Annotated in this window: 9 protein-coding genes; 4 read left to right on the forward strand and 5 right to left on the reverse strand. The window is 50.7% G+C overall.

The window, feature by feature from the left end:
- Positions 1–94: 94 nt before the first annotated feature.
- The 4 genes from AC3WT9_RS23180 to AC3WT9_RS23195 form a co-directional block, all read right to left on the reverse strand.
- On the reverse strand, positions 95–979 hold the full coding sequence (locus AC3WT9_RS23180; protein ID WP_341096971.1) for an AraC family transcriptional regulator: 885 nt from the start codon (positions 977–979) through the stop codon (positions 95–97).
- Positions 980–1,079: 100 nt separating this feature from the next.
- The gene (locus tag AC3WT9_RS23185; RefSeq protein ID WP_341096969.1) at positions 1,080–3,221 is read right to left on the reverse strand and encodes a bifunctional diguanylate cyclase/phosphodiesterase; all 2,142 of its coding nucleotides are present in this window, start codon (positions 3,219–3,221) and stop codon (positions 1,080–1,082) included.
- A gap of 259 nt (positions 3,222–3,480) precedes the next feature.
- Positions 3,481–4,101, reverse strand: coding sequence for an acetate uptake transporter (locus AC3WT9_RS23190; protein ID WP_341096967.1), 621 nt, complete (start codon positions 4,099–4,101; stop codon positions 3,481–3,483).
- A 123-nt stretch (positions 4,102–4,224) separates the two neighbouring features.
- The gene (locus AC3WT9_RS23195) at positions 4,225–6,582 is read right to left on the reverse strand and encodes a bifunctional diguanylate cyclase/phosphodiesterase (RefSeq protein WP_341380057.1); all 2,358 of its coding nucleotides are present in this window, start codon (positions 6,580–6,582) and stop codon (positions 4,225–4,227) included.
- Between the two features lie 172 nt (positions 6,583–6,754).
- On the opposite strand from AC3WT9_RS23195, the gene AC3WT9_RS23200 reads away from it, so the two are divergent.
- The 4 genes from AC3WT9_RS23200 (at position 6,755) to AC3WT9_RS23215 (ending at position 10,568) form a co-directional block, all read left to right on the forward strand.
- The gene (locus tag AC3WT9_RS23200) at positions 6,755–7,672 is read left to right on the forward strand and encodes a prenyltransferase (protein WP_341096963.1); all 918 of its coding nucleotides are present in this window, start codon (positions 6,755–6,757) and stop codon (positions 7,670–7,672) included.
- A gap of 40 nt (positions 7,673–7,712) precedes the next feature.
- Positions 7,713–8,486 (forward strand): DUF6081 family protein, encoded by a 774-nt coding sequence (locus tag AC3WT9_RS23205; protein ID WP_341096961.1) that lies wholly within the window; start codon positions 7,713–7,715, stop codon positions 8,484–8,486.
- A 33-nt stretch (positions 8,487–8,519) separates the two neighbouring features.
- Positions 8,520–9,479 carry a 1,4-dihydroxy-2-naphthoate polyprenyltransferase gene (locus AC3WT9_RS23210; protein WP_341380056.1) on the forward strand — a complete coding sequence of 320 codons (960 nt, stop codon included), beginning with the start codon at positions 8,520–8,522 and terminating at the stop codon, positions 9,477–9,479.
- Between the two features lie 96 nt (positions 9,480–9,575).
- Positions 9,576–10,568 carry a Gfo/Idh/MocA family protein gene (locus AC3WT9_RS23215; protein ID WP_341380055.1) on the forward strand — a complete coding sequence of 331 codons (993 nt, stop codon included), beginning with the start codon at positions 9,576–9,578 and terminating at the stop codon, positions 10,566–10,568.
- Between the two features lie 187 nt (positions 10,569–10,755).
- Here AC3WT9_RS23215 and AC3WT9_RS23220 read toward each other — a convergent pair whose 3' ends face one another.
- The gene (locus AC3WT9_RS23220) at positions 10,756–12,123 is read right to left on the reverse strand and encodes a dicarboxylate/amino acid:cation symporter (protein WP_341380053.1); all 1,368 of its coding nucleotides are present in this window, start codon (positions 12,121–12,123) and stop codon (positions 10,756–10,758) included.
- Between the last annotated feature and the right edge of the window lie 235 nt (positions 12,124–12,358).

Below are 12,358 nucleotides of genomic sequence, written 5' to 3' on the forward strand. Positions count from 1 at the left end.
CTTGCTCTAATAGATCCATCATAAAACACTTTCAAAACCCATTTCTACAGTAAAATAGTTATCTCAATAGCACAAAATTGCGCATGGCGGGAATTTAACTGAAGAACAAACGGTTATACTGGAGGCTGCCGTTTCCGGTGCGGAAATTGCCAGGCGTTTGTCCCGTCAGCTTGTGAAACACTTTGATGAAATAGCTTCCGGTGGAATATCCGACCTGAACCGCGATGGCTTCAATACTGTGGTCTGTTGTCCGCAGCAGATCCACCGCCCGCTCGATACGGATGCGGTTCAGGTATTCATTGGGTGTTACACCGACATATTTGCTGAATGTCCGCAGCAGATGGAATTTGGAAAGTCCGAGCTTCTCCGCAAGCTCTTCCTGGCCAATCATGGAGTTGTGATGGCCTTCGATAAAAGTAACGGCATCCCTAACCGCCGCCGGCCACTCCGTTTCATGGCGCGGCCCGCTGGACGACAGTCTGCCGAGCTCCATCATGAATTGATACAGCAGCGAGGAGGCGATGTAAGGATCGGTGATTTTTCCGCTATGGGCTTCCCGGGTAATATCCCGCAGCATGCGGATGGGCAGGCTTCCCGTGTCGATGACCGGCGCCGGACCGAGCTTGACCTTGATCTCCTCCCAGAGGGGCTGTACCAGCTGCGGCCTGAAGAGCAGGAAATAAAACTCCCACGGCTGGGAACCGCCGGGATAATAATAGCTGTGGCTGCTGGGGATTTCCGCCAGAAATGCCCGTCCGGAGCTGATTTTGAAGCTCTCGTGTTCCGTGCTGAATACCCCTGCGCCCTCAACTGTATATTGGAAGAGTAACAGGGGGCCGTCACGTCGCTCCATTCCATTCCAGTGGTAAGAAGCATTACTTACAATCTCATGCCCGACTGCAAAGAGGTTGCAGAGCGGCAACTGCTCCGGCTCGCTAAAGCGGAAGCCATACACCCCTAAGGCCTTTTCATTTTTCACAGAATCCCACCTCCGGTAGTGCTTACTTATTATATATAGTACAGAAAAAGCTCCCCAAAGGGAGCCTGAGACATACGGTACAGTATCTTCCCGGGCAACATCAGGAAGCAAGCTTGAAGATCTCATCCGCAGGAAGCGGAGGGAAGTAAAGAAATCCCTGGATATAAGGGCAGTCATGCTTAATCAGGAACTGGGCTTGTTCAGGCGTCTCTACACCTTCCGCAATCAGGTCATAACCAAGCTGGGAGGCGACATAAACAATTGACTTAATAATGGTCTCATCAATGGAGCTGACACCAATGCCGGTAATGAAGGTGCGGTCAATCTTGATCTTGTTGACAGGGAAATGCTTCAAATAATTCAGTGAAGAATATTTGGTGCCAAAGTCGTCAATCGAAACGACAATCCCATGGTCGCGCATCTGCTGCAGCAGCGGATAATGCTCCTCGAGCAGGGCGGTGCTTTCTGTGATCTCGAATTCCAGCATATTCGTCTCCAGCCCATATTGCTCAAGCACGCCAAGCAGGTTCTCTATCAGATTCCGGTTATAGAACCAGCTGTTGGAGATGTTGATGGATGTCCGCAGCAGCGGCATGCCCATCGTTCTCCATTCGCAGAGCTGGCGGCATACTTCCTGCAGCACCCAGTCGGTGAGCTGAATCATTAGCCCGGCGTCTTCCACAGCAGTGATGAAGGCTCCGGGCCCGATCAGCCCCTTCTCCGGATGGTTCCAGCGGATCAGGGCCTCCATACCAACCATTTGGCCGGTGACGGCATTGATCTGCGGCTGATAATGGAGCACGAATTCTTCACGCTCCAGCGCGGAATGCAGATACTTGGAGATCATCGTTTTCTGCTCCAGCTTCTCGCGCAGCTCCCAGTCAAACACGAAATAATTGCTGTCTTCCTGTGACTTCGCCTGATACATGGACATGTCGGCGAATTTCAGCAAATCCTCCTTGTGGAGGGAATGCTCCGGATAAAGAGAGATCCCTATGCTGGTTGAGAGACTTAAATATGCCCCGGCAATCAGCAGTGTTTCAGAGATCAGCAGGCTGATATGCCCGGAAATTTCAGGGATCTGCTCCCGCGGCAAATCGGAGAAGATCATTACGAATTCATCGCCGCCGGTACGCGCGAACAGCTTGAAGGGCAGGCCGCTGTCCTTCAGCCGGCAGGCCAGTGTTTTGATGACCTGGTCGCCCGTGGAGTGGCCGAGGGTGTCATTGATCTCCTTGAACCTGTTTAGATCAAAAAAGAACAGCGTATAGGTCTGCGCAGGTTCGGCGCATTGCAGCAGCCGTCCGAATTCATCCATGAAGTAACGCCGGTTCGGAATTTCCGTCAAACTGTCATAATGGGCAAGTTTTTCATATAGGCGTTTGGATATTCGGAGATCCCGGGTGCGGATATTGACCACGCGCTCCAGTTCGCGGTTGAACCGGTCCTGATGCCAGAAGATATACAGAATAAAGGCCATAACGAGCAGAAAGGAAATGTCGATCCACAGGACGCTGCGGAAGATCTCCCATTTCTTGTGCGAAGAAAAGGGGATTCCCATCAGCCAATGCTGATTTTTAATTTCAATGGGAACCGTGACCTGCTCTTCGTTCCCGTGGGCTTGATTGCCAAATAAAAAGGTATGGTCTTCATCTGTTACATACATGGGGGAGTCTTTAAACAGCAGCTGGTTCTCAATATCATTGATCTTCAGTGTGACGGAAACGATGCCGGAGAATGAGTTGCCGTTATAAATAGCTTGCCTGATTACCATGCCGAAGGCACCCTGGGCAAGTACCCGGGGACCGTCCACCGTAATGCCCCGGGAAGTGATCGTTTCTTGAATCAAACCGGGCGAGGACAAGTCGGGATCGAGCAGGAGACTTTTATTAAGAATCGCTGTATTGCCTGAGAGAGGATAGAGATAACGGATGAGGCCGTCCGGAGCGATCATAATATTCATAATATTGCTTGAATTGTTATAAGCCTTCATTAAATATTGATTAATAAGCGCTGGCTCAGCATCAAAGCCGACCGTTTGAATAAAGGAACTAACACCTTTGACAATCGAAACCTTCTCTTCAATGTTCGATGATAACATGACTGCCTTTGAGGACAAGCCGGCTTTTTCAGCCCGGTATTCCCGGTTCACTGATAAGGAGTAATAATAGAACAGAGAGAGCTGCAGCACGACTAAGAAGCCGAGGATGATCGTTAAAGGCTTTTTATTAAAGAAAGCCATGGAATGCCTCCGATACCCGAAATTCAACATTATATTAATAACTCATTAGAAGCTGTTCCAGCACCGCAGAAAAATGTCGAGATATGTCGTGGGTGTTTCTTTAGCATGTCATTTTTATCGCCTTTGTGCAAGGAAAAACCTAACAAGAACCCCGTAAAATCCAAAACGGATAAATACGTTCCGCCTAAAGGCAGCCTGTATTTATCCGTTGCTCTAGAAATGAGTACATTATGGACTTTGTGCAAGTGAAGAGACGGGATTATTTCTTGAAAATACCCAGTGGTGCACCGATTGGCAGGAACGTGCGGCCGAAATGAGCGTTGAGCACAGATGCACCGCAGCCGTACAGTGATACGATACCGATGGCCAGTTCCGATACGGCAGCCAGCTTGTGGAAGAATTCCGCAGCCACTCCGAACGCATCAAAGGTCAAGCCGAGGAACAGGAAATCGATCAGTATAAAAATAACAAGCAGCACTCTATTGGCTTCCACAGCGCCAAGGGTCATGAACAGCGTGAAGACCAAATAACCCGCAAAAACAAAGCCGAGCTGTTTGGGATCAACGCCTTCTGCCAGAACCGTACCGAATACACCCAGCTTGATCAGCCAGCTTCCGGCCATGCCGAACCAGAAGAACGCATAAGCGCCAAAAGCGGTCATCCCGAAGGTGTTGTTGTGTTTGGCATCCTGGATAGAAGCGAACAGCTGGGCGAAGGCTCCGAGGAATATAGCCCATGGAATACAGTAGCTGAGACCTGTTGTAATTTCGAGCTTTTGTGAAGAAGCGACCAAGGTGACGATAGCCAATCCGAACAAGCCGATGGCGCTGGGGTCGGCAGTGACGATTTTGACGGATTGTGTTTGCGGTTGCGCTGACATAGCAATTAAAGCCTCCAATTTTCATAAGTGTTCGCATAGGATCACAGCACCCGGAAAGGGGTGCTGTAATCAGCTTGCCTATCATATCATATCGTTTTGAGCTTGCCTACAAAAAAAGAGTGCTCATTTACTGTGGTAAAGGAGATTATTTTGCGTTAAAAAGTCAGGGATATCCTGGAATTTTACCGGCCTGCTTATATAGTAGCCCTGCAGCTCATCACTGCCCAGGTCGCGCAGCATGTCGAACTGCTCTTTCAGCTCGATTCCTTCGGAAACTACCTGCAGTCCAAGAGTATGGCTAAGCTCGATAATAGCCTTGATCAGCACGTCACCCTGCGGGCCCAGTGTCATCTCGGAAACAAAAGAACGGTCGATTTTGATTACATCAACGGGAAAGCGCCGCAGGTAACTGAGGGAAGAGAAGCCTGTGCCAAAGTCGTCCAGGGAAATGCGGAAACCGTGTCCCCTGAGCTGTTGCAGTGAATGGAAAATATTGTCACCCGACACCAGCACGCTCTCCGTAATCTCCAGCTCCAGGCATGAGCTGGGCAGCCCGTATTCATGGAGCAGCTCCAGCAGCAGCTCAGACAGTCCCGGCTGCATCAGCTGCATGGCGGAAATGTTGACCGCCACGGTCAGCTCCAGCCCATTCTGCCGGAAAGTACGCAGATCGGAGCAGACCTGCCGCAGCACCCAGCTCCCGATGTTTACAATAGAGCCGCTGGTTTCGGCGAGCGGGATAAACTCGCCGGGCGAGATAGGGCCGTATGCAGGGCTTGTCCAGCGCAGCAGCGCCTCCAGCTTCGAAACCTTCAGGTTGCCGGAACTGAGGATCGGCTGATAATGGACTTCAAATTCATGATTCACGGCTGCGGAGAGCAGCAGCTGGGAGAGTACATTTTTGCGGCGGATACTTTCTTCAAGATCCTCAGAGTATTGAAAAATATTGTTGCGGCCTGTTTCTTTGACATGGAACATGGCCAGATCGGCCTGTTTGACCAGAAAGTCGGCGTCTTCGCCGTTCTGCGGATAGATGCTGACGCCAATGCTGGCCGTATTGTAGAGGAGATGTCCCTGTATGCGGTGGGGCAGCGACAGCGTCTCCCGTATGCGTAGCAGCTGCTCAGAAATGCTGTCCGAATCGGGGATATCGGCGAGCAGGATCGTGAACTCATCGCCGCCCAGACGGGACACCACATCACAACGTCCGATAACTTGGGAAATCCGCAAAGCGATCTCCTTCAGCATGGCATCACCAAAGTCGTGGCCGAGTGTATCGTTTACGGTTTTGAAGTGATCCAGATCAATAAATACCAGTCCGAGTTGTCTGCCGGTTCCTTTAATTGAAGCAATCGCTTCATTAAGCTTCGCGAAGAACAGCGAACGGTTGGGCAGCTGAGTCAGAGGGTCAAGCATTGCTTGCAGCTGCAGCTCTTCCTGCGCCTGCTCCAGGGAATCAATCATCCGGTTAAACTCCTGCTCCACATCGCTGAATTCGTCTTTGCCGGAAGAGCCAATCCGGATGGATAAATCCTTGCTTCTGCCGATAGCCCGGATATTCCGGGTCAACAAGGAGATTCTTACGAGGATAGATTGATTGACGAAGAGGAGACTGGCCCCGCTTATTAGCATAGTGACGGCAAGAAAATACTGTTGGAAGCTGTTAATCGACTGCAGTCCGCTTACGTAGATCTGACGCGGATGCTTAAGGGTGAGAACCACACCGGGGTTGCCGAACAGGTCGTATATAGTTGTGTGAATGGACATTACATTGTTCGAGGCAGGGCTCATCCAGATATTGCTTCCGTTGCTCTCCGCGAGTCTGCCGGAGTTCACAGGGTTGATCTGGATGGTGGACGCTGCCTCATTCCAGATCTCTGTGAGCTGCTCCTGCTGCAGCATTCTGCCGGCTACTGCTGTTCCAACAACCGGTTTCGTTTTGCCGCTGTTTACAATAGGGGTCAGGGTGATCAGCATAGGGCCTTTATCCAGTAATACAATGCCGCTTGTGCTATCCTCTGCGCCGGATAATTTCGGAAGCCGTTGATGAATATCCCTGAACAAGGTGATGATCTCCGGTGTTAGCGGAGATAGATTGCGGGAGTCCGGATTGTAGGTTTCCCCGTACAAGGGGGTACCCGAAGGGTTCAGCAGGGCCATCATATCAAAATGGTTAATCTCATAAGTTGTCCGGCTATAGTTACTGCTTAGGTAGGCGTCACTAATAGAATCTGCGGGGTCCGTGGATTCCGCAAACCGGTAGGATTCATCCCAAACCGAATATTTAAGCAACTGGGTCTTCATATTCTGCAGCTCATTCTGATAAGAGGAGACGGCATTCTCCAGCTTATCCCGCAGTGCGGCTTCATCCAGCTTCTCGAAGCGGCCCAGCAGAATCAGGTGCAGGAGCAGATAAGTCAGCCCTAAGCCGGATAGGGCCACGACACAGATGAAGATCACTATTTTTTTGCGCAGCTTCATGTTGCTCCCCTTAGTATCTATAGAATTTATAGGAAATAAGTACCATTATAACCAGTGTACCATGATTAGGGAATATTTTGCAGCGCTTTTCTGCCCTAACTGTCGAAATTTGATGTATAATAATTAAACAATAATAATTATCACATTATAATAGAAGGGGACCACCTTGGGCATGAATAAATGGACATTTTTTAAGAAAGCTACACGGTTTGGAACCATCCCAGTTATGCTCATACCGGTTGTCTTGGGAACTGTCGGGGCATATGTATGGGAGGGAGAGTTCCATCCGTTTTTGTTTGTTATAACGATCATCGGGGCAATATCTGCGCATCTGTTCTCTAACATGGTGAATGATTTATGGGACTTTCGCAACGGAACTGATATGGAGGCAAAAAACACACCGGGGATGATTTCCACAAACTCCGGTTTTTTGTCCGGAGGTCTGCTCTCGGAGACCGTTTTCGCAGTATTGACCTGGAGTTTGCTTGCAGTCGCCGTGCTTTGCGGCGCGGTGCTCAGTATTTATAGCGGCTGGGAGATTCTCTGGTTTGTAGCGGCAGGGGCACTTATCGCCTATTTCTATGTCGCTCCACCACTGCGTTTTGGGTACCGGGGCAAGGGTTACAGTGAATTCGCCATTTTCGTTGCGTTTGGCATTATGCCTGTACTCGGCTCTTATTTCGTGCAGACTGGCGAATTCAGCCTGAAGCCGGTGCTGCTTTCGGTTCCGGTTGGACTTCTGACGACGCTGCTGCTGTTCAACCATCATTTTCTGCACTGGAAAGCGGACGAGCAGGCAGGCAAGCGTACGCTTGTTGTCGTTTGGGGAGAGCGCAAGTCGCTGATCTTCTCGCGTGTGCTGCTTTATATGTCCTACGCTTCTCTGATCGTCTGCGTGGGCTTTGGCGTGCTTCCGGTTTATGCGCTGCTTGCACTGCTCACTGCGATTGCGCCGGTGCATGTATACCGCGGCCTGCAGCCGCAAAATGCCTCGCCAGCCTATCTGCCGCTGATGGGCGCCTCCCAGCAGGCCTCCGTGCGCTGCGGTGCAATTATGGCGGTAGCGCTGCTGCTTCAAGGCTTTATGTAAAAATTGCTGAACATTAGATGATAGAAAGAGAGTGAACCCCATGGACAAGAACAAAACAAGCAATGAAGATGCACAGGCTGCACAGTATAACCCGACCATACTCGGAGACTTTCATACTATTCTGTCGGAGGGCAAGGTCTGGAAGACCGGAGGATTCACCTTGCCGGATGGTTCTTTCTGGGCTTACCGTGAGCCGGAGGCTGTTGTGATTGTGCGCAATGGCTACCTTTATGTGCGGGCCCAGCTGTCCCGCCAGAACAACCATGTGCAGATTCTCGACAATGCCAAGCATATGTATTATTCGGCTCAGCCGGTCGAGGTGCCGGAGAGCGGAGAGGTCAGCTTCGAGCTGCAGATTCGCGCCCGCACACAGGGTACGGCACCCGGAGACCTGTATGATGGTTATGTTTCGCTGAATCTGCTTGATTTCACGACGGGTGCGGCGCTTGATTTCTTTGCCGGAAACGACAAATATGCCAGCGTCTACGGAGTTCTGCCTTTCCCGGGCGTGCAGGTTCCTGAAACCGGGGGAACGAAATACTTCTGCATTTTCAAGGAAGATACGGACTTCAAACCGCGTGAATTCAACACGTACAAGATAACCTATAACCGCGGGAACGATGAGGCTGTGTTCTATGTCAACGGCAAAGAGGTGCGGCGCGAGCAGCATGTGCCGATCAAATTCAACAGCTTCACTGTAGCACTGGGCATTATGACCGAGAAGGACCTCACGCCCGAAGGCAGTGTGTCCGCCCATGGCCAGACAGTCATCGCCGAATGGTCTCCGCTGACCATAACAACATCCGCACAATAACCGTGCTTATTTGACAGATGAGGGTGGATCACCTTGAATGTAAAAAGTTTCCTGAGATTTGTAGAGCTGCCGACCAAGGTGGCTAGTGTTATCCCGTTTCTGCTCGGGTCATTGTATGCTCTGTACCGGTTTGAGGATTTTTATCCTCTGCGTTTTGCGCTCATGTTCGTGTCCCTGCTGAGCTTCGATATGGCGACAACGGCAATTAACAACTATTACGATTTCAAAAAAGCGGCCAAAACCCACGGCTACGGCTATGAGACCCATAATGCCATTGTTCATTACAAGCTCAAGGAAAGTACTGTGGTGGCGACGATTATCATCCTGCTGGTGCTGGCGGTTGGGGGCGGGATTGCCCTTGTCTCCCAGACTGGTCTGATCATATTTTTGCTCGGCGGATTGTCCTTCCTGATCGGGATCCTGTATTCATTCGGGCCGATACCGATCTCGCGGATGCCGCTGGGTGAGCTGTTCTCCGGCCTGTTTATGGGCTTTGTCATCATCTTCATTTCGGCTTACATCCATTCCGACCAGAGTGTTGTTACCCTGCTGTTCCGGGAAGACTGGATTGATCTGCATATCAACTTTGTGGAGGTCCTGTATCTATTCTGGTTTTCGGTGCCGGCGATTCTGGGAATTGCCGGAATCATGCTGGCGAACAACATCTGCGACATTGAGGATGATATGGAGAACCGCAGGTATACACTGCCCGTCTACATCGGCCGCAGCAATGCGCTGCTGCTGTTTAAGCTTCTCTACTATGTCTCCTTTCTGGATTTGATTGTGCTGCTGCTGCTTGGCGTCCATCCTGTTCTGGTTGTGCTGCTGCTGCTGACACTGATCCCGCTGCGCCGCAATATTGCCCTGTTTTATGAGAAGCAGGAGAAGGCGACGACCTTTATCCTGGCAGTCAAAAATTTCGTGCTGATGAGCATGGCCCGCGTTATTGTGCTTGGAGTGGCCGTTGTGCTGGATATTTGGATCACCTCATAACATCATCCTACCTCTGTAAATAGAGATAAACCTTATTCTATGATATGGTGTCTATAGGTATAAATAGACAATCTAATACAAGGAAGGTGTACAGCTATGGGGCAGAAACTTCGTTGGGGAATTATGGGATGTGCCCAGATTGCCACAAATTCGGTCATGCCGGCCATTCAGGAATCGGAATCCGGCATCATCGCAGCAGTAGCGAGCCGTGGACTGGAGAAAAGCAGTGCCGTGGCTGCGGAGTTTGGGATAGAGAAGGCCTACGGTAGTTATGAGGAGCTGCTTGCGGATCAGGATATTGATGCGGTCTATATTCCGCTTCCGAATCATCTTCACCGGGAATGGGTCATCCGCGCTGCGGAAGCTGGCAAGCATGTGCTCTGTGAGAAGCCTATTGCGCTTAACAGTGCTGAGGCGGCAGAGATGGTGGAAGCATGCCGGAAGGCCGGTGTTCATCTGGCTGAGGCCTACATGTACCGGCATCATCCGCGGATTGCCGAGGTGCAGGACATTATCGCCCGGGGAGAAATCGGTGAGCTCCGGTCAATCCGCGGAACATTTACATATAATGATGCCGGGGATACGACGAATATCCGCTTTAAATCGGCTTGGGGCGGGGGGTCTTTGTACGATGTCGGCTGTTACCCGCTCAGCGCGGCGCGTATGCTGTTCGCTGCGGAGCCGGAAGCGGTAACGGTACAAGCGATGTTCTCCCCGGAGCATGACAATGTGGATATGATGGCTTCAGGTCTGGTTGAGTTTCCAGGCGGAGTAAGCCTGATCTTCGACTGCGGGATGTGGGCCTACAACCGCCAGCTACTGGAGTTGCTCGGCACGGAGGGCCGGATTGAAATTCCGATGCCGTTCAATGCGAGATTTGAGGATGCGGAATTCATCCTGCATACGTGCGGCGAATCGAAGGTGATCGAAGCTACCGGCGCAAATCCTTATGTCTGGCAGGCCGATAATTTTGCGGCGGCCGTTTCCGGGGTTAAACCCAGAGTAGCAGCAGATGATCCGGTGCTGAATATGCGGCTGATTGAGACCTGCCTCGATTCTGCCCGCCGGCGGGAAAGGATTCTGCTGTAAGTTTTGTTGCACACATAAACGGCTGCGCTGTCCTGGTTCAAGGACGGCGCAGCCGTTTTTTTGGAAAGATATGAATTTATATGTTTCACGCTATAAATTATCCTTCTATTTCTCGCTGAAACGGATACCGTTCTTTTGAGGACGGCGAAGCCGTTTCGACTTGGGTGAATACAGGTCAGACACTGAATTATACGGCGGATGCAATAAGCTCATCTTCGTCGTTGTTGTTATTGAAGGCATCCCGGTCGAACTCTCCTTCGGAGTTGGCGACCAACAGGGCGGTGACGGTTGTACCGGTAGCATTTACAGCTGTGCGGCCCATGTCGATCAGCGCTTCCACACCGGCGACGATTGCGATACCTTCAAGCGGCAGGCCCAAAGCGGTAAGTACGACTGTTGTCGAGATCACTGCGGGTCCGGGCACACCGGCAACTCCGATCGAGGAAATGATGCTGACAAAGACCAGCAGAATATAGTCAGTCAAGCCAAGATCTATTCCGAATACCTGTGCAGTGAAGACAGCAACAATGGCCGGCCAGATCCCGCCGCAGCCGTTGAAGTTGACTGACGCCCCAAGGGGAGCGACAAAGCTGGCGATCCGGGGAGAAATATGCAGCCGTTTTGTAATAACCTCAAGATTAACCGGAAGTACAGCGTAGCTGCTTCTGGTTGTAAAGGCCACGGCAACGGTGGGATAAATTTTGCGGAAGAAGCGCAGCGGATTGACCTTGGCCACAAAAAATACGAGCCCGCCAAACACCAGCACAAAATGGATAATCAGGGCGACGTAGGAGGTTATAATTACACTTCCCAGCTCCTGCAGCGTTTCCCAGCCATAGCGGGCGGTGATGCCGGCGATGAGTGCAAATACACCGTAAGGCGTCAGCCGGATGATGAATTTAACGACCTGATGCAGCACCAGTGTCAGCGATTGAATGAGGTCACGCACGGGCTTCACGGACTCTGCATTTTTCGAGCCGACCTTGATGATGGCCACTGCAAGGAAGATTGCAAAGATAAGCACCGGCACAACCTTGCCTTCAGCCGCTTCATTGATCGGGTTGGAAGGTACAAGGTCAAGAATGACCTGGGAGAAGGCCGGAATTTCACGGGCAGTGAAGTCGGCGGGCACATCCTGCTGAATGCCGTTTCCCGGGTTGAACAGCAGTGCAACCAGTAGTCCTATTATTGAAGCAATACCCGTTGTTCCAAGGAACCAGGCAAAGGTCTTGAAGCCGATCTTACGCAAATATTCCAGATTGGTCAGCGATGCAATACTGTTAAGCACCAGAACGAAGACCAGAGGGACAACCAGCATGCGGATTAGACTGACATAGATGCTGCCGAAGGTGGTGATAGCCTTGGTGTCAAACTCCAGATTCTGAAAAAGGATGCCGACGACCAGACCAATTGCCAGAGCTACAATGACCCGCGTACCAAACCCGACTCGCTTGCGGGCCAACAGGAAGAGTACCCCGAATACAAAAATCGATACAACAAAGCCATACCAGTTGCTTTCGATGGCGGTGATCAAGTTGTTGTCGATAGTAGACATTTTTAATAATACCCCCTAATCTAATTGGTTATATAAGAATTAATGTGGGATAAATATACTGGAAGTTCCGCTGTACTGTCAATCCCTTTTTAAAAGATAAGAATTGTAATTTTCACGTTGTTCGTAGTCCTAATATCCCCCCAGTTTTCTTGTGAATGTATAAGTTTACGGGTTACTTGTTGCGATTACTCACATGAGGAACGTTGTAAAATTTGATAGAATAGGAATAGTATTG

Source organism: Paenibacillus sp. EB106-06-01-XG199, from assembly GCF_058791575.1.

Excerpts from the sequence above, each read along its gene's own strand:
- AC3WT9_RS23185 (WP_341096969.1), bottom strand. The coding sequence starts at position 3,221 with ATGGCTTTCTTTAATAAAAAGCCTTTAACGATCATCCTCGGCTTCTTA.
- AC3WT9_RS23190 (WP_341096967.1), bottom strand. The coding sequence starts at position 4,101 with ATGTCAGCGCAACCGCAAACACAATCCGTCAAAATCGTCACTGCCGAC.
- AC3WT9_RS23195 (WP_341380057.1), bottom strand. The coding sequence starts at position 6,582 with ATGAAGCTGCGCAAAAAAATAGTGATCTTCATCTGTGTCGTGGCCCTA.
- AC3WT9_RS23200 (WP_341096963.1), top strand. The coding sequence starts at position 6,755 with ATGAATAAATGGACATTTTTTAAGAAAGCTACACGGTTTGGAACCATC.
- AC3WT9_RS23205 (WP_341096961.1), top strand. The coding sequence starts at position 7,713 with ATGGACAAGAACAAAACAAGCAATGAAGATGCACAGGCTGCACAGTAT.
- AC3WT9_RS23215 (WP_341380055.1), top strand. The coding sequence starts at position 9,576 with ATGGGGCAGAAACTTCGTTGGGGAATTATGGGATGTGCCCAGATTGCC.
- AC3WT9_RS23220 (WP_341380053.1), bottom strand. The coding sequence starts at position 12,123 with ATGTCTACTATCGACAACAACTTGATCACCGCCATCGAAAGCAACTGG.